This is a genomic window from Clostridium culturomicium, assembly GCF_000821305.1.
Taxonomy (GTDB): Bacteria; Bacillota; Clostridia; order Clostridiales; family Clostridiaceae; genus Clostridium_J; species Clostridium_J culturomicium.
In genome coordinates this window covers 1435350-1461215 of sequence record NZ_CCXK01000017.1, presented here as the reverse complement: position 1 = coordinate 1461215, position 25866 = coordinate 1435350, and the positions used below count along the sequence as shown (strand labels likewise).

Genomic DNA, 25866 nt, shown 5'->3' with positions numbered 1-25866 from the left:
AAATGATTTGTTCAATTATAAAGTTAATATTATTAAAAATTTGCTATTTGTATAAATTACAATTTAGTAAAATAAGTACTTGCTATATGGGAAAAGGAAGTAAATTTATTTTAAATAGTAGTTCTAGTAGAATTAAAGTAGGGAAAAAATTAATTTGTAGAGAACAAGTAAAAATTAAAGCCACTAAAGGCGTTATTACTATAGGAAATAATGTTTTTTTTAACAATGGATGTTCAATCAATTGTAGAAAAAGTATAACTATAGGAGATAATAGTATATTTGGTGAAGGTATAAAAATATATGATCATGATCATATATTTGGTTCTGGAACACTAGTTAGAGAGAATGGTTTTATAGAAGAAAGAGTAATTATAGGTGAGAATGTTTGGATTGGTTCTAATTGTATTATTTTAAGAGGTGTTACAATTGGAGATAATGCAGTAATAGCGGCAGGAACAATTGTAACTAATGATATAGAGAAGGATAGAATTATTTATAATAAACTGAATATTACTAAGAAACAGTATATATAAATATGTTCATTCAATATATGAACACAAGTATATAGTTGGAGGTATAAATGAAAGCTGATAAAAATTATATAATTTATGTAGGTGGATTTAAATTACCTAACAAAAATGCTGCTGCACACAGAGTAATTTCGAATGCTAAAATATTTAGAGAATTAGGGTATGAGGTAATATTTTTGGGAGTTAACGATCAGAAAGACTCAACTGATATTAGTTTAATTATAAACAATTCTGAGTTTGAATGTTGGGAAGAAAAATATCCTCAAGGGAAAATAGAATGGTGTAAATACCTTATTTCAATTTCTAATATTAAAGAATTAGTAGTAAAACAAGGAACAAATAAGATTAAGGCTATTATTGCATACAATTATCCAGCAATTGCGCTATTTAGGTTGAAGTTGTTTTGTGAAAAAAATAATATTAGATTAATCTCGGATTGCACTGAATGGTATGATGCTAAAAATGGTAGAGGAATTTTGAATGCTGTAAAGTGGATGGACACATCATTAAGAATGAATATAGTACATTTTAAGATGGATGGAATTATATGTATTAGTGAATATTTATATTCAGTATACAAAGGGAAATGCAAGTGTATATTAGTGCCTCCTTTGGTAGATTTAAGTGAAGAAAAGTGGATAAATGAAAAAAAAGAAATGCATGATGAGATAAAGATAGTGTATGCTGGAAATCCAGGAATTAATAAAAAAAGCAATTCAAAAGATAGAATTGATTTAATAATTAAGTTTCTATATAAATTAAAAGATAAGTATAATTTTAAACTGGAGATATTGGGAATTGAAAGAGAAGAATATTTACAAGCTTTTACAGAAGATACTACCATCATTTCTAAACTTAATAAAAAGGTTAAGTTTTACGGAAAAATTAATCATAATGAAGTAATAAATAAAGTGAAAAATGCAGATTTTGTAATGTTCTTTAGAAATAATAATAGAGTGTCGAGAGCTGGATTTCCAACAAAATTTGTGGAGGCTATTTCAGCAGGTACTCCAGTAATAACTAATAAGTCTAGTGACTTGGAAGAATATTTAATTGAAGAAAAAAATGGATTTTTTATTAATTTGAGTAATGATGAAAAAGCTATTCTGCAAATAGAAAAAATTTTAAGTTTGTCAAAAAATAAAATTCAAGATATGAAAAAAAATTGTAAAGAGATTGAGGATTTCGATTTCAGAAATTTTAAAGATATGTTTGAAAGTTTATTTAATTAAATGCAAGGGTGGTATTGAAATGTTTAAAAATAAAACGTTATTAATTACAGGAGGAACAGGTTCATTTGGGAACGCAGTTTTAGATGGATTTTTAAATACAGAGATAAAAGAAATTAGAATTTTTTCTCGTGATGAAAAAAAACAGGACGACATGAGGAAAAAATATAATAATAGTAAGATAAAATTTTTTATAGGTGATGTTAGAGACTTACAAAGTATTAAAAATGCAATGTATGATGTTGATTATGTGTTCCATGCGGCAGCTTTAAAACAGGTTCCGAGCTGCGAGTTTTTTCCAATGGAAGCTGTTAAGACTAATGTAATAGGAACAGAAAATGTGTTAACTGCAGCTATAGAAGCTGGTGTTAAGAAGGTAATATGCCTTTCTACAGATAAGGCTGCTTATCCTGTTAATGCAATGGGAACATCAAAGGCGATGATGGAAAAGGTTATAGTAGCTAAATCAAGAACTATAGATCCAAAGCGTACTTTAATCTGTTGCACAAGATATGGTAATGTTATGTGTTCAAGAGGATCTGTTATTCCTTTATTTATAGAGCAATTAAAAGCTAGAAAGCCTTTAACAATTACAGAACCTTCAATGACAAGATATATAATGAGTCTTGAAGAAGCGGTTGATCTTGTTATATTTGCCTTTAAAAATGCAGAGAGCGGCGACATTATGGTTCAAAAGGCTCCAGCTTGTACAATAGAAGTTTTAGCACAAGCAATAAAGGAGTTATTTGGAGTTGAAAGTGAAACTAAAATCATCGGAATAAGACATGGTGAGAAAATGTATGAAACGCTTTTAACAAATGAAGAATGTGCCAATGCAATAGATATGGGTAACTTCTATAGAGTTCCAGCAGACAAGAGAGATTTAAATTACGATAAGTACTTTACAGATGGAGATGCTGAAAGAACTAAACTTGAAGAATATAATTCTAATAACACAGAACTATTAAGTATAGCACAAGTTAAGGAAAAATTATTAACTTTAGAATATATAAGAGAAGAATTAGAAGCATATAAAGCTAAGGAAGATATTTTAGCGGAAGTTGCAGCTACGAAAGTCGAGGAATAAACTATGAAGATTTTAGTAACAGGAGCTAATGGATTTATTGGAAAAAACTTAGTAGCTAAATTAAACGAAATTGGCAAATATGAAGTTATTTCAATAGATAAAGATAATACAAGAGAAGAACTAATTAATGGTTTAATAGCTTCAGATTTTATTTTTCACTTAGCTGGTATAAATAGACCAAAAGATGAAAAAGAGTTTTTTGAAGGTAATTCAGGGTTAACTGGTGATATAGTTAGAATTTTAAAAGATAATAAAAAGAATACACCAATAGCTATAACTTCATCTATTCAAGCTGATTTAGATAATGCATATGGCCAAAGTAAGAAATTAGCTGAAGAAGAGTTGTTGAAGTATGGTAAAACAACTAATGCAAAGGTATTTATCTATAGATTACCAAATGTTTTTGGCAAATGGTGCAGACCTAATTATAATTCAGCAGTTGCAACATTCTGCCATAATATTACTAGAGGAGAAGAAGTTTGGATTTCAGATCTATCACGAGAAATGACTTTAGTTTATGTGGATGATGTGGTTAGATGTTTAATTTCATCAATGGAAAATCAATCAGCATCAACTGGATATGTAAGTGTTGATGTAGAACATAAAGCTACTTTAGGTAGAATAGTTGAATTACTTAATTATTTTAAAGCAAGCAGGAAGTCATTAATGGTTCCTAATATGGGAGACGAATTTGAAAAGAAATTATATAGTACATATTTAAGCTATCTTCCAAAGAATGAATTTAGTTATCCATTGAAGATGAATGTAGATAATAGAGGCTCATTTACAGAGTTTTTAAAAAGTCCTGAAAGAGGACAAGTTTCTGTAAATATATCTAAGCCAGGAATAACAAAAGGAAATCACTGGCATCATACAAAGAATGAAAAATTTCTTGTAGTCAGTGGAACTGGAGTTATTAGATTTAGAAAAATTGATGAAGAAAAGATAATGGAGTATGAGGTAAGTGGAGAAAAGTTAGAAGTTGTTGATATTCCAGTAGGGTATACACACAGCATAGTTAATACAGGAGAAACGGACATGGTTACTATCATGTGGGTAAACGAAGTATTCGATCCTAATACACCAGATACAATATTCTTGGAGGTATAATGTAATGAAAAAACTTAAAGTAATGACAATAGTAGGAACAAGACCAGAGATTATAAGACTGGCTGAAACAATAAAAAAATGTGATGAATATTTTGAACATGTGTTAGTACATACTGGTCAAAATTGGGATTACACTTTAAATGATGTATTCTTCAAAGAATTAGAGCTTAGAGAACCTGATCATTTCTTAGGTGTTGTAGGAAGTGACCTTGGAGAAACTATGGGAAATATTATAGCAGCCAGTTACAAAATACTTGCAGAAGAAAAGCCACAAGCACTTTTAATCTTAGGAGATACGAACTCATGCTTAAGTGCTATAGCTGCTAAGAGATTAAAAATTCCAGTATTCCACATGGAAGCAGGAAATAGATGTTTTGATCAAAATGTCCCAGAGGAAATTAATAGAAGAATTGTTGACTGTACAAGTGATGTGAATTTAGCATATACAGAACATGCAAGAAGATATCTTTTATCAGAAGGTATGAGAAAAGAGTATACTTTTGTAACAGGTTCACCACTGCCAGAAGTATTTAAAAAGTATATGCCAAAAATTGAGGCTAGTGATGTATTAGAAAGATTAAACTTGAAAGAAAAAAAATACATATTAGTATCTGCTCATAGAGAAGAGAACATAGATAATGATGAAAACTTCAAAAGCTTAACAGATGCGTTAAATGCCATTGCAGAGCAGTATGATATGCCTGTTATTTACTCAACTCATCCTAGAAGTTGGAAACGAATTGAAGCTAAAGGAGTAGTATTCCACAAGAACATTCAACAGTTAAAACCATTTGGATTCTATGATTATAATAAGCTTCAAAAGGATGCATTCTGTGTTCTTTCAGACTCAGGATCATTGGCAGAAGAATCAAACATCATGGGATTCCCAGCAGTATCAATAAGAACAAGCACAGAAAGACCAGAAGCAATAGATAAAGGTTCAATAGTTCTTGGAGGAATTGACTTTGACAGTATAACTCAAGCAATAGAAGTAATCACAAAACAGAAAGGGCGTGGAGAAGAAGTAGTAAAAGTGCATGATTACACTGATATTAATGTAGGAATGAAGGTTGTTAATATTATTCAAGGCTATACAAGTGTAATAAATAAATTTATTTGGAGAAAAAATTAATTAAATAAGTTCAGAATATGTAAAAATATAAAGGAGAAATAAGATGAGCACATTTACATTTATAGCTGTAAATTATAATAATTCTCATTTCACTATAGATTATATTAATAGTGTTAATAATATTATTATTGATAAAGAGGATGAAGTTAGAATTATTATAGTAGATAATGCATCTAAAAGACAAGATTTAATGGAAGTTAAAAAATATAGCGAAAATATAGGCAATGTAAGTATTATAGAGAGTGAGGTAAACTTAGGGTATTTTAAGGGACTTAATTTGGGTATAGCAGAAGCGCTTAAGAAAAATAGGAAAAACATAATTATAGGAAATAATGATTTAGCTTTTGATGAGAACTTTATAAAAAAATATAAAAAAATAAATTATGATAAAAAAGTTATGGTAATTGCACCTAATATTATTACTAGAGATGGAAGGCAACAAAATCCTCATGTGGTTGATAGGGTCTCCGAATTTGAAAAATTTAAAACAAAAATATACTTTATTAATTATTACTTTGCACAGCTTGTTAGAATATTTAATAAACAAGTGAGAAAACTTATTAAGCAAAATAGGGAGAATAAAACAAATAATTATGGTCAAATGATTATTAAAAGAGGAATTGGAGCTTGTTATATTTTAACTGAAAACTTTTTTGAAAAATTTAACAAATTGGATGATCGAGTTTTCATGTGGGGAGAAGAAGCATTGTTATCTAATCAAGTTGAAAGTAACGGAGGGTGTACTTTATATGATCCAACGATAATAGTTCATCATCATGAGAGTGCGAGCGTTAATTCTATTCAATCAAAGCAAAGATATTATATGGTTAAAAATTCATATAAGATTTATAAAGATTACATTTAAAGTAACAAAAGATTAAATAAGAAATTAAATTTGTTAGATTAGGAGCTTAAATATGCAATATATATTATCTGTAGTAATAATATTATCCGCATTAATTAAAAAAAAATCAAAATTAATTACAGTTTGCATGATAATATTTTTTTGTATTTTAATGGGGTTAAATATACATCATATCAGTAATTCTGGATACTATAATATGGATTTTACCAATTATTACACATTATATCAAGGAAATCAAACACAAATATCAGGTAGAGATATTGAAGTAGGATTTCAATTTTTAATGTTATTAAGTAATAAGATAGGATTAAGTTATAACATGTTTAGAGTATTAATTAGTATAATAGGATATACATTAATTACTGTTACTTTAAAACGATATACTCCATATACTAATTTGATTTACATTTTATATTTTATATTCCCATTTTTAAATGATGCGATTCAAATAAGAAATTTTTTGAGTATGTCTATAATTATATATAGTATAAGATACATAATTGAAGATAAAAAGTTCAATAGTATTAAATATATATTTGGAATTTTTCTCGCTAGTACGATTCATATTTCAAGTCTATTTTATATACTCTTTTTACCAATTAAAAAAGTAAATCGAAAAATTCTTTTTGGAGTTACAACATATTTTGCAGTGATATTAGTTGCTTTGGCATACACTGACTTTTATTTGTATTTAGTAGGCATTATAACTGAAAATGATAGAATATTGAGGTACTTTGATAGACGTACTACATGGGGATTAATTTTAGTATTTGGGATATTAATTATGTTTTATTTAACATTCTACGTAATGTATAAGAGATGCAGAACAGATACTGATAGTTTGATAGATACAAAATTTATGAATTTACTTTTGAAAATGAACATAATAATGCTATCAATTGCACCCTTATTAGTATATGACTTTAATTTTATAAGAATGTATAGAAATATACTACCTTTAAATTATATTGTATTTGTACATGCAATATTATCAACTAAAAATGATAGAAAATCAAAGATACTATATTCATTTATAGCAGTATTTTTTGTATTATGTCTATTTATCATATTTTATGCTTTTAATGCTGATACTCAAATATGGCCTATATTCAAGGATAATATGTTATTTTAAATTTAAATAATTTTATTTGAAGTAAAATTCGTAGAGTAAATAGTGTTAAAATTTGTACGCTATTTATTGTTTTAATAAAATGGAGGAATTTATGAAAGGTATAATTTTAGCTGGAGGTTCAGGAACAAGACTTTATCCAGTAACAAAAGCTATGTCAAAGCAAATGGTTCCAATATATGATAAGCCAATGATTTATTATCCAATGTCAGTTTTAATGCTAGCTGGAATTAGAGATATATTAATAATATCTACACCAAGAGATATAGTTAATTTTAAAGAGCTATTTAAAGATGGTTCAGAATTAGGATTAAACATTGAGTACGCTGTTCAAGAAGCACCAAATGGATTAGCTGAAGCATTTATTATTGGTGCTGATTTTATTGGTAATGATAGTGTGGCAATGGTACTTGGCGATAATATATTTTATGGACAGAATTTTTCAAGTAGTTTAAGAAGTGCAGCAAATCTTGAAAATGGAGCAGTTGTTTTTGGATATTATGTTCAAGATCCAACATCTTTTGGCGTTGTAGAGTTCAATGAACAGGGACAAGTTATCTCTTTAGAAGAAAAGCCTAAATATCCAAGGTCAAAGTATGCTGTTCCAGGATTATATTTCTATGATAATTCAGTAGTGGAAAAAGCTAAGGCTTTAAAACCTTCAGAAAGAGGCGAGCTTGAAATAACTGATTTAAATAGAGTATATATGAATGAAGGAACTTTAAAGGTAAATTTATTTGGAAGAGGCATGGCATGGCTTGATACAGGTACTCATTCATCTATGCTTCAGGCTTCAAACTTTGTTGAAGCAGTGCAAAACACTCAAGGTACATGCATTGCATGTTTAGAGGAGATTGCATTTAGACAAGGTTGGATTTCAGCACAACAGGTGATTGAGTTAGCTAAACCATTAATAAAAACTGGTTACGGAAAGTATTTGATGGAAATAGTTGAAGAGTTAAGTGGTATGACTTTAGAAGAAATTGCAGCAACATTATAGGAGAGAAATATGGGAAACTTTAATTTTATAGAAACTAAGATAAAAGATTTATATATAATTGAACAAAGAGTATTTGGGGATGATAGAGGATACTTTATGGAAACATATAGTAAGAAGGATTTCTTTGAAGCAGGACTTACAATGGAGTTTGTTCAAGACAATGAATCAAAATCAAAAAAAGGTGTTTTAAGAGGATTGCATTTCCAAACAAAACATACTCAAGGAAAGCTTGTACGAGCAACTCAGGGTGCTGTATATGATGTTGCAGTAGATTTAAGAAAAGGTTCTCCTACCTATGGTCAATGGGCAGGTGTTTTATTGACTGCAGAAAATAAAAAACAGTTTTATGTGCCAGAAGGTTTTGCACATGGCTTTTTAGTTCTGTCAGAGGAAGCAGTGTTTAATTATAAGTGCACTGATTTTTATGCTCCAGAATATGATGGCGGAGTTTTATGGAATGACCCAGACATTGGTATTGATTGGCCATTAGAAGGTATAGAAGATATATTATTATCTGAAAAGGATAAAAACCAAAAGTTATTAAAGGAATTAGATTTACCTTTTACTTATGTGGAATAGGAGATAAAAGTGAAAATATTAATAACAGGATCTAAAGGGCAATTAGGAAATGAACTAATTAATATAATTAATTCAGGAACTGCTGAAATAGGAACAGTTAGCGAAAAAGTAAAACAAGCAGAAATACTTGCTTTAGATATAGATGAATTAGATATAACTAACTTAGAAATGGTTAAATCAGTATTACATAGAGAAAAGCCGGAAGTGGTAATTAATTGTGCAGCTGCAACTAATGTTGATGGTTGTGAAGGTAATAAAGAATTAGCATTTAAAATTAATGCATTAGGACCAAGAAATTTAGCAATGATTAGTGAAGAGATAGGTGCAAAATTCGTACAAGTTTCTACGGATTATGTTTTTAGAGGAGTAGGGGAAGTTCCATTAGCAGAGTATGATGTAACAGATCCGTATTCAGTTTATGGAAAAACTAAACTTGCTGGAGAAAATTATGTAAAAGAATTTTCATCTAAATATTTCATAGTTAGAACTGCCTGGTTATATGGATATGTTGGAAAGAACTTTGTTTATACTATGATGAATCTTGGAAAACAAAAGGAAGAAATAACTGTTGTCAATGATCAAAGAGGTAATCCAACTCATGCAAATGATTTAGCATACCACATATTAAAGTTGATTGAAACTGAAGAATATGGAGTATATCATTGTACAGGTAAAGGAGAATGTACTTGGTATGAATTTGCAAAACTAATCATGGAATTATCAGGTAGTAAATGTAAGGTTAAGCCATGTACTTCTGAAGAATATAAGACTCCTGCCAAAAGACCAGAGTATTCATCACTGGATAATATGATGTTAAGATGTACCATAGGTGATGAAATGAGAGAGTGGCAAGTGGCATTAAAGAGTTTTATGGAAAAACAAAATTTATAAAATGATAGTGGAGGAGAGTAGAAATGAAAACTTACTTAGTAACAGGTGGAGCTGGATTTATAGGTTCAAACTTTGTTTTATATATGTTAAATAAATATGAGGATATAAGAATAATAAACTTAGACAAGCTTACTTATGCAGGTAACTTAGAAAATCTTAAATCAATTGAAAAGGACGAAAGAAATATCTTTGTTCAAGGAGATATCTGTGATAAAGAACTAGTTGGATCTTTATTTGAAAAGTATGAAATAGATTATATAGCTCACTTTGCAGCTGAATCACATGTTGATAGAAGCATAAGAGAGCCAGAAGTATTTGCTAAGACTAATGTAATAGGAACAGTTAATTTATTGAATTGTGCAAAAAGTGCCTGGGAAAATGTGGATGGAACTTGGAAAGAGGGAGTTAAATTTCTTCATGTTTCAACAGATGAAGTTTATGGTTCTTTAGGAGAAATAGGATATTTCACAGAAACTACACCATTAGATCCTCATAGTCCATATTCTTCAAGTAAAGCAGGATCAGACTTAATGGTTAAGGCATATCACGATACATATAAAATGCCAATGAACATAACAAGATGTTCAAACAACTATGGTCCGTTCCAATTTCCAGAGAAGTTAATACCGCTTCTAATAAATAATTGTTTAAAACATAAAGACTTACCGGTATACGGAGATGGAATGAACATAAGAGACTGGCTTTATGTTGAAGATCATGCTAAAGCGATTGATATGGTAATCAATAATGGAAGAAGTGGAGAAGTTTACAACGTTGGTGGTCACAATGAAAGAACTAACATAACAATAGTTAAGACTATTATAGGATATTTAAATGAAAATGTAGATAAAGAAATTACAGAAAACTTAATTAAGTATGTTGAAGATAGAAAAGGTCACGACAGAAGATATGGAATAGATCCAACAAAGATCAAAGATGAGTTAGGATGGTATCCTGAAACTACTTTTGAAGTAGGAATAAAGAAAACTATTCAGTGGTATTTAGATAATAAACAGTGGATGGAAAATGTGACATCTGGCGATTATCAAAAGTATTATGAAAGAATGTATAAATAATAAATATAGAAACTATAGAAAGGGTTAACTATAGTACGAGGGAAAAATGAATTTAAAAGGAAGTATATTAAGGGTTTTCTCGGCTAATTTTCTTACTATGTTGTCGGGAATAATTGTTGGGTTTATTGTTCCAGCTATATTATCAATAGAGGCTTATGCAAATGTAAAGACGTATGTTTTTTATGTATCATATATAGGGTTTATGCACTTTGGTTTTATTGATGGAATGTATATAAAATATGGTGGTAAAAATGTAAATGAAATTAATAAAAAAGAATTTAAAGTTGAACATACTATTTTTTTAATAAGTCAGTTTATTGTAACTATTATTTTTATATTGATTGCATTTGCAAAAAAGGATTTAATAATCTTTTTAATGGCTTTAAGCATTGTTCCAATTAATGCAGGAGCATTTCATAAATTATTTTATCAGGCTACAGGTCAGTTTAAGAAATATGCAAGTGCATCCTATATTTATACTTTGATTTATTTATTATTAAATGTATTTTTGGTAGTAGTATTTAAGTCTAAAAACTATATATATTATTGCCTAACTACCTTTATTGCTAATGTAGTAGTGTATATTTTATTAGAAATATATTTTTATAAGTCGTTTAGAAAAATTAAAGGAAAATACTCTTCTAGCATATGGAATAATTATAGTGTAGGATTCATTGTATTATTAGGAAACTTATCAGTTATGCTATTTTATGCTATAGATAGATGGTTTATAAAGTTATTTTTTGATACAAGTGCTTTTGCTTATTATTCTTTTGCGGTATCTATGCTTAATATTATAAATTTATTGATAAATGCTATATCGATTACTTTTTATAATTATTTAGCTAAAGGTGAAAATGAAGAAAAGATTAAAAAACTTAAAAACTATTTTTTAATAGTTGGAGGTTTCGCTAGTTTGGGATATTTTGCATTTTCTGGAATTGTAACTTTGTTTTTAAAAAAATATGAACCTGCATTAAGTATTATTGCAATTTCTTTTGCAGCATATCCATATATGATAGTTATAAATGCTCTATATGTAAATTTATACAAAGCTAGAAGGAATGAGAAAAAATATCTTAAGGTAGTTTTGTTAATGGTAATTATAGCTGGAGTATATAATGCTATAGCAGTTATTATTTGGAGAAAGCCTGAAGGCATAGCTATTGCAACAACATTATCATTTATAACATGGTATATATATTCAATAAAAGATTTTACGTATTTAAAAATTAAGTTTAAAGAGTGTTTATATTTAGTAGTAATATTAAGTAGCTTTTTATTATTTTCACATAGATTTAATTGGTTTATTGGTGGTTTAGGATATTTATTAGTATTAGTAGGAATGTGCATATTAATATTTAAGAAAGAAGTAATTGAAGTTATCAGTTTGATTAAGAATAAAAGAGTAAAGTAAATTGATATTGGGAGGGGATAAATATGTTTAAAATAGCAGTTGCAGGTACAGGATACGTTGGTTTAGTAGCAGGAGTATGTTTTGCAGAAGTTGGACATGCTGTTACTTGTGTAGACATCGATGAAAATAAAATTAAGTTAATGGAGAGTGGAGTTTCTCCAATATATGAGCAAGATTTAGAAGGTTTAATGCAGAAGAATTATGCTGAAGGTAGACTTAACTATACTACAGATTATGCAAAGGCTTATAGAGAAGCTGATGCTATATTCATAGGAGTTGGAACTCCAGAGCAGCCAGATGGTTCTGCTAATTTAAGCTACATAGCAACTGTTGCAAGACAGATCGCAGAGAATGTTGAGAAGGATTGTTTAGTTGTTGTTAAATCAACTGTTCCAGTTGGAACAAATGATAAAGTTGAGCAGTTTATAAAAGATTTTTTAATTAATGATGTTAAAGTTGAGGTTGCTTCAAACCCAGAGTTCTTAGCTCAAGGAACTGCAGTACATGATACTTTACATGCTGCAAGAATAATAATTGGAACAGAAAGCAAATGGGCTGAAGAGGTTCTTATGAAAATATATGAACCATTTAATCTTCCAATAGTTTCAGTTAATAGAAGATCAGCAGAGATGATTAAATATGCTTCAAATGATTTCCTTGCTTTAAAGATTTCTTATATGAATGATATTGCAAATCTTTGTGAGCTTGTTGGAGCAGATATACAGGATGTTGCTAAAGGAATGAGCTTTGATACTAGAATAGGAGCTAAATTCTTAAATGCTGGTATCGGATATGGTGGCTCATGCTTCCCTAAAGATACAAAGGCTCTCGAATATTTGGCAAGACAAAATGGATATGAGCTAAAAACAATTCAAGCTGCTATAGATGTTAATAAATATCAGAAAACTAAATTGTTTAAGAAAGCTTCAGATAGATTAATCACTTTCAATGGATTAAAGGTTGCAGTTTTAGGTTTAACCTTTAAACCAGGTACAGATGATTTAAGAGAAGCTCCATCTCTAGAGAACGTACCTCTTTTATTAGAAAGAGGAGCGAATATATTTGCTTTTGATCCAGTTGGAGTTGAAAACTTTAAAAAGGTTTATCCAGAAGGAAAAAGTGGACAAGGTTCTATAACTTATGTGGAGAAGGTTGAGGAAGCTTTAGAAGGAGCACACCTATGTTTAATTTTCACTGAATGGGGAGAAGTTAAAGCAATAACTCCAGAAGTGTATAAGAAGCTAATGAGAGTACCTCTAGTATATGATGGAAGAAATATATACGATGTTAAAGACATGGAGAATGCAGGAGTGGAATATTACTCAATAGGAAGAAAAAGCTCAGAAGTCAGTGGTAATTTAGCTGAAGTTGCAGCTACTAGAGTATAATAAAAATATAAATTAAGGCAATATATCATTTGGTATATTGCCTTCTTAAAGGAGAGATATAGATGAATTATAAATCTTTAGATACATCTAAAACATATTTAATAACAGGAGCTGCAGGTTTTATAGGATTTTATTTATCAAAGCAGCTTTTAGAAAAAGGTTGTAAAGTAATCGGAATTGATAATATAAATGATTATTATGATGTGAATTTAAAATATGAAAGACTTGAAAAGTTAAAGCCTTTTGAAAACTTTACTTTTATTAAAGGGGATATATCTGATAAAGAATTAATAATGAAAACCTTTGAGGAGAATAAACCTAATATTGTTGTAAACTTAGCAGCTCAAGCAGGGGTTAGATATTCTATTGAAAATCCAGATGTTTATATACAAAGTAATATCATAGGCTTCTATAATATTTTAGAAGCTTGTAGATACAACCCAGTTGAACATTTAGTATATGCATCTTCAAGTTCAGTATACGGTTCTAATAAGAAGGTTCCATTTGAAGAAACTGACTTTGTCGATAATCCAGTTTCTTTATACGCAGCTACTAAAAAATCAAATGAATTAATGGCTCATACTTATAGTCATCTTTATAAAATACCTGCAACAGGGTTAAGATTCTTTACAGTATACGGACCTATGGGAAGACCAGATATGGCATACTTTGGATTTACAGATAAATACTTCAAAGGAGAGCCAGTAAAGATATTTAACAATGGTGATTTTGCGAATGATTTATATAGAGACTTTACCTATGTAGATGATATCGTTGAGGGAATAGAAAGACTTTTAAGTAATCCTCCAAGTGGAGTTAATGAAGCAGGAGAAAAAGCAGCACAACATACAGTGTTTAACATAGGAAACAATAACCCAGAAAAACTAATGACATTTATCTGGGCTTTGGAGAAGGCATTAACAAATGCTTTAGGAAGAGAAGTTGAATTTGAAAAGGTATTTGAACCAATTAAACCGGGAGATGTACCTGCTACATATGCTTCAACAGAAAAGCTTCAAGAAGCTGTAGACTTTAAACCATCTACAACTATAGAAGAAGGGTTACAAAGATTTGCTGATTGGTATGTGGAGTATTATAAGGTAAAATAATTTTAACAATTATTTAATTACTAAATTGATCATATAAAATTTAACAACGTCGCTGAAGAAAATTCATTTTAGCGATGTTTGTTTCTATAATCATTAAATTTTATTAATGAAGAAGATATTAGAGATAATATAGTTGAAATGGGGGATATCATTGGCAAAATCAAACAAAGGTCCAAAGAAAAAATCAAAAAAACTCATCATTTTTTCAACAGTAACCGTTGTTTTACTTACATTAATTCTTTCAGCTGGGTTATATATTAAAAACATCTTTGGCAACATTGAAAAAGTTGAAGCTACCCCAGAGGATTTAGGTATTGAAAAAGTTGAAAAGCCTAAAGTAGAGGAAGAAGTTACTTACGGTACATATCGACCAGATGAAAGATACTTAAATATCGCTCTTTTAGGTGTTGATACAAGAGTTATTGGAAATTATGATGGGACCAGAGCAGACTCTATTATGATTTTATCCATTGATAGAGAAACTAAGGCTGTGAAGCTTGCTTCCGTTGCAAGGGATACCTATGCCAATATTGAAGGTTATGGAATGGATAAGATTAACCATGCTTATGCCTATGGTGGTGCTAATTTAATGGTTAAGACCTTAAACCAAAACTTCAATCTTGCAATTACTGATTATGTTGTTGTTAATTTCTTTGGTTTAGCTGAGATTATTGATAGACTTGGTGGAGTTCAGATGGAGGTTTTTGAAGAAGAATTAGCTTCAATGAATGGATCTATCAGTGAGATTGCAGGAATTAAGGGCGTGGAAGTTGCAAAGATTACTACCCCTGGTACATATAATTTAAATGGTGTACAAGCAGTTGCTTATTCTAGAGTCAGATCTACTGCAGGTGGAGATTTCAAGAGAACTGAGAGGCAGAGAGAAGTTCTTTTAAAGCTGGCTGAGAAAAGCAGCAGTGTTAAGATTACTGATGTGGTTCCAATTATAAATCAATTATCTTCAAACCTAATGACAACCTTAGGTGCTTCAGATATGACTAATCTTGCTGTGGAGCTTATTAAGGGAGGCTATTCTTCTAATATGTCTCAAAATATGTTCCCGGAGGCAGCTTATTCAGGCGGAGATATGATTGGTGGAGTATATTATTATGTTACTGACTTAAGTCAGGCAGCTTCAAGTATTAATAACTTCTTTTATGGGGAATAAGGAAGTTCGATATAGTTTATTGAAGAAATTAACGTATTGAAGAGAAGTTTAAGCTAGAGTTACAAATAGCTTAGATTGAGAATAAAAGAATAATCTTTTTTACTAAACAATAGGTAAAGGACAAAAAGTAATGAGTCTGTTTTTCTTAAAAGGAAAACAGACTCATTTTATCTATATCAGCGTTATGGGAATAACAAAGGTATTCTTCTTTAAGGATCTTTAGCTCTTCAGGGTCAAGTAATATAATTGAAAGAGTTAAATTTAAATTTATTGGTATATTAAACTTATAGGCATTATATAAGTCTTCATTTTCCATTACAAGGGAGTATTTTGCCCCTGCTGCAATTGGTTTGCAGGCAAGTCTTCCCCAGTTATCTTGAACATATTGTTTTAGGTGTAATTCAGAGTGCAGTCTATTTTTAAAGGATGAAGTTATATATCTTAAGTCAAAGGTCCAAACTTCCTTGGAATCAGTTCCTAGCTCTAGAGTAAAGGAATTTACAAATGGATCAGTTATATCCTTTCCACTGGTGATGACCCAGGAGTAACCTTTACAGCTTAAATTAAAGAGGAGGGTGGACATACAAGTTGATTTGAATTTTTTTCTTTGTTCAAAAATTCCTTGATTATTTGAGGTAGCTTCCTTTTTATTAGTTTTATTAGAAGTGTACAAAAGGTCAGCTTCATCACCATCTATGAAATTCTTAAGGGCTGTTTTTTCATTTATGTATCCAGCAGCAATCATTAATTCTTCGTAAGTCACATCCCCTTGATTTTTGGAGAGAAGTTTTTTTAAGGTTTCTGGAGAAGGGGCAGAGTCTAATTTTTCATTTATCATCCTGGAGAGATGGGCAATGCTTGTACAAGTTTCTTCTGCAAACTTTGTCAGGGTTCTTGTGCCTTTTATTCTTAATAACAGTTCAGAAAAAAGCTTTTTGTTAAATGAATTAACTAGGTTTTCCATATAAACTAATCTCCTTCTAATATTTTACATATATACTATAAATTTAACACAGCAATGGCTTTTCTGTCAAATAAAGCTTCTATGTATCTTTCCCAAAAAGGAAGAAGTTTTTTCTAAATAATAAATTGACATATCATTGACAATAAGATATTATATAATTAAGGTAAAAAAATACAACTTTATTACAAAATGGAAGGGAAGGGAGCGGAAAATATTATGATGTTTTGTAAGGTATGTAATAAAAGATTATTTAAAGTTGATCCTGATAATGAACATGTAATTCGAATTAAAAGTAAGAATAGGGAAGAACATGTTTTTAACCTGAAGAATAAAGGGGCTAAGATTGAGGGCACCTATAAGGCCATAAAAAGACAAGGAAAATATCTCTTTGATCATATTGCTTCACACCAAAGTGTTATTGGTATGAAATGCTACGAGTGCAGTACCTTGCATTTGATTAACCTGGAGGAAGGGACAAGCCATCTGGTACATAAGAAATATTGACCTTCTTAATAATAGATAAAAAAGAATATAACGCTACTGTGCAACGGGGAGTTTATTCTACCACCAAATAGCCAGAGTCATCCATAATATGGGGCTCTGGCTTATTTTTTTGACGCGCACATAGAAAGTATTTATGAAGATTACAACAAATATATCTTGGTGAGGAGCGGAGGAATGAATGAGGTGAAAAGCTCTGTATTGGGTGAAGAGGAAATTGAGGAAATACGCAGGATTTTAAAGGATAAAATCGCAGCAGGACACCATGAAAAAGTAATGGAGTTTATCATAAGTAATGGCGTAAATTTTATGAAGATGAATGACATGGATATGAAGCTTATAAATACATGGTTATGAGAATTTGAAAAGGTAAAGAACAAATAAAGTACAAGATAAATTATTTATATCATTGGAGGTATCTATGGAAAAAATAAATTATACACAGTATCTTCTTAATAATTATCATCCCTTAAAAAAACGCATTAATTATATTGAAAACCTTTTAAGTTCAACTATTTTTGAAAAGACTTCAGATACCATTGAGGAGTTAAATTATAAAAGAGAGGGAGACTTACCAATGGGAAGAAGTCCTTGAAAAGGAGATAACACTGGGAATATCGCTTTAATATATGAAGAGAAGAATAAAGAACGGAACAGGGGTATTCAGAATGAACTTCAGGAAGAGCTTAAGGGACTTAAATTTCATTTAAGGGTTCTTGAGGAAGCTGTGAAGTGTCTTCCAAAAGATCAGGATCAAATTATAACATGGATTTACTTTGAAAACAAAACTAGGATAGAAATCAGTAGAAAGCTTTTTATCAGTGAAAATACTCTTCATCGAAGAAAGAGACAATCCGTTAAAGCTTTGAGCGAGTTGATTTCAATTATTTTATAGGAGGCAAAGAATGAAATATACAATTATGGGATTCTTACAAACAAAACTGAAGGAAATGGGGCTGGATACCATTGATGCTTTAATTCTTAGATATTTTGTGGATTTTGGTGAATCTAAGGCAATGAAGGTTCTGGTTAATGATAATAAGATTTATTACTGGGTTCAATATGAAGCAGTTATAAAGGAGCTTCCAATATTAAATATGAAAAAATGCACTATTCAGTCCAGATTTTTTAAACTTAGAGATGCTAAAGTTTTAACCCACTACACAAAGAAAGAAGGCGGGACTTTTTCCTTCTTTGGAATGGGAGAAAGATATGCAGAGCTTATTGGAGAAGTTATCTCACAGCAGTGCTGTGTAGATAAAGACATATCCCTTGATAATCCAGCAGAAGATCAAGGGAGAAATGAAGGTAAGACATTAAAGGAAGAGGAGTTCCTTGGAGAGGTTGTTAGTAATGAAGCTTCACAGGTGAATTCAGATGGACAGCCTATACATGGCTCAGAAGAGAAGAGTATTGATTCTCACACATACCCTATGGATAAAAGTACCCAGGGATATCAGTCAAAAGTAATAACAAATAATCCATCTACTAAAGACCCATCCTTTATTAATCCTCCTACTCCTTTTAAGAAGGATGGGGATATGGAGTTAGAAGAACTTGTTTCAAAGGTGATAGAGTATCTTAATAGCTCCACAGGAAAGAGTTTTAAGGCTAATACAAAAGCAACGGTAAGACAGATTAATGGAAGGCGGAATGAGGGCTTTAATCTTCAGGATTTCAAAACCGTTATTGATAATATGGTTTTTCTATGGAAAGGTACAAGGTTTCAACAATATCTTGCGCCTTCAACTCTCTTTGGTTCAAAGTTTGAAACATATCTTCAATGTGGAAGATTTCAGCATAAGGAAGAGATGGACAACTACAAGAGGTTTAAGGGGAAAGAACCATTTATTACTAAGAGAGGTAATTTGTCTAGCTCCAGTGAGGTAGTTGATGAAAGTCATGATCTAGGAGCAGCAAACTCGGCAAAAAACTTGGATACACAAGAAGAGGTTAACTTTATTTTAAAGGAGGATATGTAGGATGGAGATGGTTATGCCCCATAGCAGAGAGGCTGAGGAGGTTGTCCTTGGAGCTCTTATCAATGACAAGGATAAGGTTGAAGAAGTTGAGGAGAGTCTTTTATATGATGAATTTTATTATGATAAACATAAAATTATCTATAAAGGGATTTTAAACCTACGAAGAAGGGAGGAGCAGATAGATCTTATAACCCTTTGTGAAGAGTTAAAGACCATGGATACCTTAGATAAGGTTGGGGGGTTATCATATATTTCACAGCTTTCTAACGCTGCCACTTACCTTGATAATGTTAAAAGTTATAGTGATATTATTAAGGATAGAGCACTTCGTAGAAGGATTATTAAAAGCTGTATGAAAGCCATTGAGGAAAGTCACAAGGACTCTTCTATGGAAGCTGTGGTTCAAAAGCTGGAGGAGAATATGGTAAGAGCGTCGGCTTCCATGGACATGGAGGAGATGGAACACATCATGGATGCCCTTCAAGATACTATAACTTACATAGAAAATCGTAATAAGAGTAAAAAGGAAATTCTGGGGATCACCACAGGGTTTAAAGAGCTTGACAGGGTTACGTCAGGGCTGATTCCTGGAGATTTTATCATTATTGCAGGAAGACCTTCCATGGGAAAAACAGCCTTTGCCCTAAATATTGCACAGTATGCTTCAAAGGATGCCTGTGTTGGAATATTTTCTCTTGAGATGCCAAGTTACCAGCTTACTCAGAGACTTCTTGCTTCAAAGTGCTTGATTCCATTAAAGAATATTAGAAGTGGAGCTTTAAGCGAAAAAGCCATTGATAAGCTTTTAAGTGGAGCTGAGGATTTATCAAAGAGAAAGCTGTTTATTGATGATCAATCAACAACAATATCAGCCATCAAAGCTAAAGTCAGAGCATTGAAGAAGAAAGCAGGCCTTCATATCATTGTTGTGGATTATCTTCAGCTCATTGAACCAGCAACGGGTACATCCTCCAGGGAACAGGAAATTGCAAAAATTTCAAGAGAGTTAAAAAGACTTGCAAAGAGCCTTAATATAACAGTAATTGCACTGTCGCAGCTATCAAGAGCTCCAGAGCTTCGTTCAGACTCTCGTCCCATGCTGTCAGATCTTCGTGAATCAGGCTCCATTGAACAAGATGCAGACATTGTAATCTTCCCTTACAGAGAAAGTTATTACGACAAAGAAGCTAAAGGAGAAAAGGTTGAAATAATCATTGGGAAAAATAGAAATGGTGAGGTAACCACAATTAATTTAGGGTGGGCAGGACAATATCAAAGGTTTGCAAATTTATTGTAATTTTATTAAGGACGTCGCTAAGGATAAGACTTAGGGGCGTTTTAACTTTGTCTTGTTATTGTTAATGGTGAGCACCATTAGAAACTTTACGGATTCTGTGCTATGATATGGTGTATACTATAAGCTTATGAGAAAGAGGAGAGCTAATGACAAAAACTAATTTTAAAGATTATAAGTTAAGTGATGAAATATTAAAGTCACTTGATATGTTAAATTATAAAAATCCAACTCCTGTGCAAGAGAAGGTTATTCCAGTTGCCCTTGAGAATAAAGATATTCTTGTTAAATCACAGACTGGAAGTGGTAAGACTGCTACTTTTGCAATTCCACTATGTGAGATGGTGGATTGGGAGGAGAATAAGCCTCAAGCTTTAATTTTAACTCCAACCAGAGAACTTGCCATTCAGGTGAAGGAGGATGTTTTTAATGTTGGAAGGTTTAAGAGAATAAAGGTTGCTGCCCTTTATGGAAAGTCTTCCTTTTCACATCAGGAGAAGGAGCTTAAGCAAAAGACCCATATAGTGGTTGGAACTCCAGGGAGAACTATAGATCATATTAAGGAGGGAACCTTTGTTACTGACAAGGTAAAGATCTTATAATAGATGAAGCTGATGAGATGCTTAGTCTGGGCTTTGTGGAGCAGATTGAGGAGATAATGAAAGGCTTGCCTAATGAACGTGTTACCATGTTATTTTCAGCAACCCTTCCAGAGGATATTGATGCTTTAGCGAAAAAATATATGAAAAATCCTACAAAGATTGAAATTGAAGCAAAGACTTTAACGGTGGATAGGATTGAACAGGTTTGCTACAGGGTAGAAGAAAAGAATAAATTAAATCTTTTAAGAGATGTTACCATTGTTGAAAATCCAGATAGTTGTGTGATTTTCTGTAATACTCAAGCTAAGGTGGAAGCTCTTTATGCTGAATTATCAAAACGTCAATATCCTTGTGATAAAATTCATGGAGGTATGGAGCAGGATGATAGAATTCGTGTAATGAACAATTTTAAAAAAGGCTGCTTTAGATATTTAATAGCTACAGACGTGGCAGCAAGGGGAATTGATATTGATAATATATCCCTTGTGGTAAATTATGATGTGCCTGTTCTTAGGGAGAATTATGTACACAGAATTGGAAGAACTGGTCGTGCTGGTAAAAGTGGAAAAGCTGTTACCTTTGTTATGAGCACTGATGAAAGACGTATTTCTGAGATTAACTCCTACACAGGAAAAGAACTTGAGTTTAGTAAAAAGCCTAGAGGAAGTGTTGTTATTGAGCTTACGCCAGCCTTTCAAAGTAAACTTGGTGAGAAGGTTGAGATAAAGGAAACTAAAGGAGCAGCTTTAAGTGAAGAGATTCTTAAACTTCACATTAATGCTGGGAAAAAGACAAAGATGAGAGCTGTGGATGTGGTTGGAACTCTTTGCAGCATTGAGGGAATGACTAAAGATGATATTGGGGTTATAAGTATCCATGATGTATCAACCTTTGTGGAGATATTAAACAATAAAGGCAACATGGTATTAAAAGCACTTCAAACTAAGAATATCAAAGGAAGACCTCGTAGTGTAACTGTGGTGGATGAAGAGAGATTGCAGCAAGGAAGACCACGTAGGTAGGGAGAAGAAAGGCTTCTAAGATAAAACAAGGGTTTTAGAAGAAAATTAAATAATTAAGGTACAATCCTTTATAGCTTTGGCATATTTATAATTGTAGGATGCATAAAGTACACGCCTTAAAATAAACTTGTTCAAATAAAACCTTTAAAACTTTAGTTTTAAAGGTTTTATTTTTTTTTTTTTTATTTTTACGCTGAAGCACACTTTGCGCATATTTATTATTGTAGCTCCTTCTCATATCATTCGAAGGAGCAAAATAATATAAACCAAATCAGAGGTTTGGATATTCATTTAAAAGGAGTTGATAACATGGCAGTTTCAAATATAAAAAACAGTACAGCCTTAGTTTTAAGATTTGAGAAAGGTCAAAATCTTGATGGTACACCTAAGGTGGTTAGCCAGAAGTTTTCAAGAATTAATAAGGAAGCAACAGATGAAGAGTTATTCACTGTTGGTGCTGCAATAGGAGAGGTTTTAACAAGCTATCCTGTTGAGCTTAAGAGACTTGATGACTTCAGCTTAATTGAAGAGTAATACTTTTAGCCTAAGTTAAGGAAGCAGCTTTAGTTTAATTTATATTGCTTTTTTAACTTAAGAAGGGATTTGTGGAGATGCCAATAAAGGAGGTGGAGTATATGAAAAAGTTATACACCTTCCTGGATAATCTACTTAAATTATGTAACAGCTCAGTGAAGTTTTCCATTTATCTCAAGGTGAAGGCTGCGGAGTTTTTTAAAATGAATTTATTCATTGAAGCAAAGCCAGCAGCTGACGAGGAAGATGAGAATTCTATGGAGCTTTCAGATAGATATAAATAGAGAGAAGGAGTGAAGGTCATGGAGAGAAAGTTGGTTATGAGCTTTAAAGACGTAATGGGCAGTAAGTTTAATCTCATCGTTAATTCAGTTAAGGAAGAGGTAACTGAAGAGGAGATTGCAGCCATCATGGATGCAGCAGTTGAGACAGGGGCTATCGTTAGTAAAAATGGTGCTCTTGTTGAGAAGTTATCTGCAGTTATCGTTGATACTACAGAAACTGAATACCAGGTTTAGTTATAAGAAAAGTCTGTTTTCCCATAGTTTTATGGGAAAACAGACTTTTTATTTTCTCCTTAAATTAAGATATATTAAATAGCCTAATTTTTATATGAATTTAATCTGTTTTCTATATATAGGTAAAAAAAGACGAAAAATACGGTAATACTTATTATTGTGATAAAATATGGAAAATTATACAATAAGTATATAACAAGTTAAAGCGAGGTAGAGGTGTATGCAAAAAAATAATTTAAGTAAGGTGGAAATTTAGGATGGGCAGGTCAATATCAGCGGTTTGCAGATTTGGTTTAAAAGAAGATGTTACTTTACCTATCAGTATTAATCAAAAAAACTATATGCCCTGTCCTTCTTATCAGAGGTTTGGGCATATAGTAAAAGTGATTTATTTAACTTTGAAATTTTTAAGGTTATGAATTTCTAAGGGCTTACTGTAATAGTAGCCTTGAATGGAAAAATTACAAGATTCATAAAGCATTAGAATGTCTAACTGCCATTGTTTTTCAACACCTTCGACTACTATACTTATGTTCAAGTCTTTTGAAATTTCGTTAACCACTTTAAAGAGATTTTGAACCACTACAGAATCCTTTAAGTTATCGATAAAATATTTATCTAGCTTAAGGGTGTGAAAATCAAACTGATCCAGCAGTGATATATTTGAATATTCTATTCCGAAGTCATCAATGGCAATTTTATAACCCGCCTTTATAAGATCTTTAATATGAAGTCTAATTAAATCTTCTTCAACAAGACCTACATTTTCAGTTATCTCTAAACAGATTGAAGCACCTTGACTTATTAAGTCAGCGCCTTCTTCTTTAAGAGATTCAATAAAAGCCCTATTTTTTATTTCATTTAAAGAAAGATTTATTGAAATGTAGAAGGTGTTAGTTTTGTTTTGAAGAAGTTGGATTTCAGTATAATTCTTTTTAATTTCTTTTAGCTGCCATAGGACTATTTTATCTATTAGTTCAGCAGTTTCAATATCCTTCATGAAAATATTTGGGGTTAATATGCTGTCTTTATCCTTAAGTCTTAAAAGTGTTTCAACACCAGAAATTTCTTTGGTCTTTGGATTTATTATTGGTTGATAAACCAAGAAATAATTATTCTTTTCCATGTTTTTGGTTACAATTTTTCTTTTTCTTTTAATTTTATACTTTGGGAGAATTAAAGTTTTTAAAATAATTAAAAATGCAATAATTAAGGCGAAGAAATAAATACTATTGATAACTTTCATTTTTGCATTTGAAGCACGTATTATCTTTGCGTCTTCTGAACTATTAACATATTGATATAACATTTTCACCTTAAAGCTTTCCCAAGTAGATTCAACTTCTTTCAATTTCGCTTTTAGTTTTTCGCTCTCTTGATAATTTCCAAGATTTTCTTCGATAAGAGCAAGATTTGTTAAAACGTTTGTCCAATCTATGTAATCAATTCCGATTATATCATTGTCAATAATGTAATCATATATTGCACGGGCATTCTCATAGTTTCCAGAAGCAATAAATAAGTCTCCGAAAGCCAGAAGATAATCAGCATACGAGGTGCTATAGGAATAAATATTATCCATTGAATTCTCAGTGTGGAGAGTTGATAAAATTTCTCGACCTTTATCATAATTGCCTGTTGCAATATATATTTCAGCTTCCTTTACGCTTATAAGGAATTCCATTTCTTTGAGATTGGAAGAAGGCAGTTTGGAGGTATGGGATACAACCTTTTGTAAATCTGCCAGAGCCTCTTCACTTCTTCCTAGTTTTTGTTTGTTTTGTGTAAGATTAATCAATTTATATATTTCAAGATCTGCCTGTTTTAAAGGGTCAGGAATTTTTTCAGTGTTTATTTCATTAAGAATCTGTATACTTAATTCACTGCTGCCTAAGTTGTGTACTATAATGGATAAATCAACCATTACCTTTCCTTTATAATAAGCTTCATCAACAAAATTTTGTGCATTTAAGATGTTAACAATATATTCTATGGCTTGAATGTAATCTATTTCTAGGATGCAAAGCACTTCCATTTTTCTTAGAAAGAATACCTTTGAATTAATATCAAGTCGTTTTGTTTCTAAAATTTCATTCATGTATTCTCTAAGGATGGGGGTCCCATCAGGAACTGCACTAAGCTTTGAAATAATATCCCAAACAAGAGTTGATCTGTTATTAAAATCGTAAATATTCATATACTTGAATGCTTTACCTATGTACTTAACTGCTTGCTCATAATTCTTATCATGAATTAATGTATCAATTATCAAATCATATTTTTGTAGCTGCATTTCCCGAGGCATATAGTTCTTAAAGTTTGTTGCAGTGTTAAATTGTTTATCAGCCTCTTCAGTATCACCATCAATAAGATACATATATCCTTCAACAATAGATTTAAGGTGTCTAGAATGGCTGTATTTTAATTTATCATCTAAACAATTCAACATGGTGTCAGGAGAAGTATTTTTATAAGCTGCATGAATTTCTCGTATTTCCTTTAATTGTTTTTCAAAATAGTAATTTCTTAATTCTATAAAGGAAAGAATTGAAATTATTATGGCAGCCCATAGAATTATTTTTTTCTTTGTCATAAAGCCTCCACGAAAATTTTTACAAAGTTTAGTAACAAAAAATTAAAGAATACGTAATTTTAAACCAATTTCATATTATAACTAAATAGTTTGCTTTTTTCAACAACCATATATAAATTTTGAATATATATTATACTAATGGGTAT

Annotated in this window: 26 protein-coding genes and 1 pseudogene; 25 read left to right on the top strand and 2 right to left on the bottom strand. The window is 31.0% G+C overall.

What is annotated here, in order from left to right; all coding sequences use genetic code 11:
- Nucleotides 1-86 precede the first annotated feature (86 nt).
- From BN1075_RS22020 to BN1075_RS19260, 15 genes are all read left to right on the top strand, one after another.
- Complete coding sequence (locus BN1075_RS22020) at nucleotides 87-533, top strand: acyltransferase (protein WP_235777837.1); 447 nt, start codon at nucleotides 87-89, stop codon at nucleotides 531-533.
- 47 nt (nucleotides 534-580) lie between these two features.
- Complete coding sequence (locus BN1075_RS19325) at nucleotides 581-1762, top strand: glycosyltransferase (protein WP_040194948.1); 1182 nt, start codon at nucleotides 581-583, stop codon at nucleotides 1760-1762.
- 19 nt (nucleotides 1763-1781) lie between these two features.
- The gene (locus tag BN1075_RS19320) at nucleotides 1782-2846 is read left to right on the top strand and encodes a polysaccharide biosynthesis protein (protein ID WP_040195358.1); all 1065 of its coding nucleotides are present in this window, start codon (nucleotides 1782-1784) and stop codon (nucleotides 2844-2846) included.
- 3 nt (nucleotides 2847-2849) lie between these two features.
- On the top strand, nucleotides 2850-3956 hold the full coding sequence (locus BN1075_RS19315; protein ID WP_040194947.1) for a polysaccharide biosynthesis C-terminal domain-containing protein: 1107 nt from the start codon (nucleotides 2850-2852) through the stop codon (nucleotides 3954-3956).
- A 4-nt stretch (nucleotides 3957-3960) separates the two neighbouring features.
- On the top strand, nucleotides 3961-5088 hold the full coding sequence (wecB, locus tag BN1075_RS19310; protein WP_040194946.1) for a non-hydrolyzing UDP-N-acetylglucosamine 2-epimerase: 1128 nt from the start codon (nucleotides 3961-3963) through the stop codon (nucleotides 5086-5088).
- A 43-nt stretch (nucleotides 5089-5131) separates the two neighbouring features.
- Nucleotides 5132-5953 (top strand): glycosyltransferase family 2 protein, encoded by an 822-nt coding sequence (locus BN1075_RS19305; RefSeq protein WP_040194945.1) that lies wholly within the window; start codon nucleotides 5132-5134, stop codon nucleotides 5951-5953.
- A gap of 52 nt (nucleotides 5954-6005) precedes the next feature.
- Nucleotides 6006-7085, top strand: coding sequence for an EpsG family protein (locus tag BN1075_RS19300; RefSeq protein WP_040194944.1), 1080 nt, complete (start codon nucleotides 6006-6008; stop codon nucleotides 7083-7085).
- Between the two features lie 91 nt (nucleotides 7086-7176).
- The gene (rfbA, locus tag BN1075_RS19295; protein ID WP_040194943.1) at nucleotides 7177-8082 is read left to right on the top strand and encodes a glucose-1-phosphate thymidylyltransferase RfbA; all 906 of its coding nucleotides are present in this window, start codon (nucleotides 7177-7179) and stop codon (nucleotides 8080-8082) included.
- Between the two features lie 9 nt (nucleotides 8083-8091).
- Nucleotides 8092-8661: a dTDP-4-dehydrorhamnose 3,5-epimerase gene (gene rfbC / locus BN1075_RS19290; protein ID WP_040194942.1), complete on the top strand. Its 570-nt coding sequence runs from the start codon at nucleotides 8092-8094 to the stop codon at nucleotides 8659-8661.
- Between the two features lie 9 nt (nucleotides 8662-8670).
- Nucleotides 8671-9552 (top strand): dTDP-4-dehydrorhamnose reductase, encoded by an 882-nt coding sequence (gene rfbD, locus BN1075_RS19285; protein WP_040194941.1) that lies wholly within the window; start codon nucleotides 8671-8673, stop codon nucleotides 9550-9552.
- A 23-nt stretch (nucleotides 9553-9575) separates the two neighbouring features.
- Nucleotides 9576-10628 (top strand): dTDP-glucose 4,6-dehydratase, encoded by a 1053-nt coding sequence (rfbB, locus tag BN1075_RS19280; protein ID WP_040194940.1) that lies wholly within the window; start codon nucleotides 9576-9578, stop codon nucleotides 10626-10628.
- A 46-nt stretch (nucleotides 10629-10674) separates the two neighbouring features.
- Complete coding sequence (locus tag BN1075_RS19275) at nucleotides 10675-12045, top strand: lipopolysaccharide biosynthesis protein (protein WP_040194939.1); 1371 nt, start codon at nucleotides 10675-10677, stop codon at nucleotides 12043-12045.
- 23 nt (nucleotides 12046-12068) lie between these two features.
- Entirely contained in the window at nucleotides 12069-13433 is a 1365-nt protein-coding gene (locus BN1075_RS19270; protein WP_040194938.1) for a UDP-glucose dehydrogenase family protein, read from the top strand.
- A 62-nt stretch (nucleotides 13434-13495) separates the two neighbouring features.
- A complete protein-coding gene (locus tag BN1075_RS19265) occupies nucleotides 13496-14542 on the top strand; it encodes a GDP-mannose 4,6-dehydratase (RefSeq protein WP_040194937.1) in 1047 nt (348 codons plus the stop codon).
- A gap of 151 nt (nucleotides 14543-14693) precedes the next feature.
- Entirely contained in the window at nucleotides 14694-15710 is a 1017-nt protein-coding gene (locus BN1075_RS19260; RefSeq protein ID WP_040194936.1) for an LCP family protein, read from the top strand.
- A gap of 145 nt (nucleotides 15711-15855) precedes the next feature.
- Here the strand turns inward: BN1075_RS19260 and BN1075_RS20995 are convergent, their stop codons facing one another.
- Complete coding sequence (locus BN1075_RS20995) at nucleotides 15856-16674, bottom strand: helix-turn-helix domain-containing protein (RefSeq protein ID WP_052406651.1); 819 nt, start codon at nucleotides 16672-16674, stop codon at nucleotides 15856-15858.
- A gap of 216 nt (nucleotides 16675-16890) precedes the next feature.
- On the opposite strand from BN1075_RS20995, the gene BN1075_RS19250 reads away from it, so the two are divergent.
- From BN1075_RS19250 to BN1075_RS19210, 10 genes and pseudogenes are all read left to right on the top strand, one after another.
- A complete protein-coding gene (locus BN1075_RS19250) occupies nucleotides 16891-17178 on the top strand; it encodes a hypothetical protein (protein WP_040194935.1) in 288 nt (95 codons plus the stop codon).
- Between the two features lie 174 nt (nucleotides 17179-17352).
- Nucleotides 17353-17532 carry a hypothetical protein gene (locus BN1075_RS19245; RefSeq protein WP_040194934.1) on the top strand — a complete coding sequence of 60 codons (180 nt, stop codon included), beginning with the start codon at nucleotides 17353-17355 and terminating at the stop codon, nucleotides 17530-17532.
- A 64-nt stretch (nucleotides 17533-17596) separates the two neighbouring features.
- Entirely contained in the window at nucleotides 17597-17770 is a 174-nt protein-coding gene (locus BN1075_RS21800) for a hypothetical protein (RefSeq protein WP_156132842.1), read from the top strand.
- 21 nt (nucleotides 17771-17791) lie between these two features.
- A complete protein-coding gene (locus BN1075_RS22550) occupies nucleotides 17792-18070 on the top strand; it encodes a sigma factor-like helix-turn-helix DNA-binding protein (protein WP_148315575.1) in 279 nt (92 codons plus the stop codon).
- A 10-nt stretch (nucleotides 18071-18080) separates the two neighbouring features.
- Entirely contained in the window at nucleotides 18081-19157 is a 1077-nt protein-coding gene (locus tag BN1075_RS20990) for a conserved phage C-terminal domain-containing protein (protein WP_052406650.1), read from the top strand.
- A gap of 1 nt (nucleotide 19158) precedes the next feature.
- On the top strand, nucleotides 19159-20454 hold the full coding sequence (gene dnaB, locus BN1075_RS19230; RefSeq protein ID WP_040194933.1) for a replicative DNA helicase: 1296 nt from the start codon (nucleotides 19159-19161) through the stop codon (nucleotides 20452-20454).
- A gap of 146 nt (nucleotides 20455-20600) precedes the next feature.
- Nucleotides 20601-22075, top strand: a pseudogene (locus BN1075_RS19225) (DEAD/DEAH box helicase).
- 309 nt (nucleotides 22076-22384) lie between these two features.
- Nucleotides 22385-22609 (top strand): DUF1659 domain-containing protein, encoded by a 225-nt coding sequence (locus tag BN1075_RS19220; RefSeq protein ID WP_040194932.1) that lies wholly within the window; start codon nucleotides 22385-22387, stop codon nucleotides 22607-22609.
- A 101-nt stretch (nucleotides 22610-22710) separates the two neighbouring features.
- Nucleotides 22711-22893: a hypothetical protein gene (locus tag BN1075_RS19215; protein WP_040194931.1), complete on the top strand. Its 183-nt coding sequence runs from the start codon at nucleotides 22711-22713 to the stop codon at nucleotides 22891-22893.
- 18 nt (nucleotides 22894-22911) lie between these two features.
- Complete coding sequence (locus BN1075_RS19210; RefSeq protein ID WP_040194930.1) at nucleotides 22912-23127, top strand: DUF2922 domain-containing protein; 216 nt, start codon at nucleotides 22912-22914, stop codon at nucleotides 23125-23127.
- Between the two features lie 388 nt (nucleotides 23128-23515).
- Here BN1075_RS19210 and BN1075_RS20985 read toward each other — a convergent pair whose 3' ends face one another.
- Entirely contained in the window at nucleotides 23516-25720 is a 2205-nt protein-coding gene (locus BN1075_RS20985) for an EAL domain-containing protein (RefSeq protein ID WP_052406649.1), read from the bottom strand.
- Nucleotides 25721-25866: the final 146 nt, after the last annotated feature.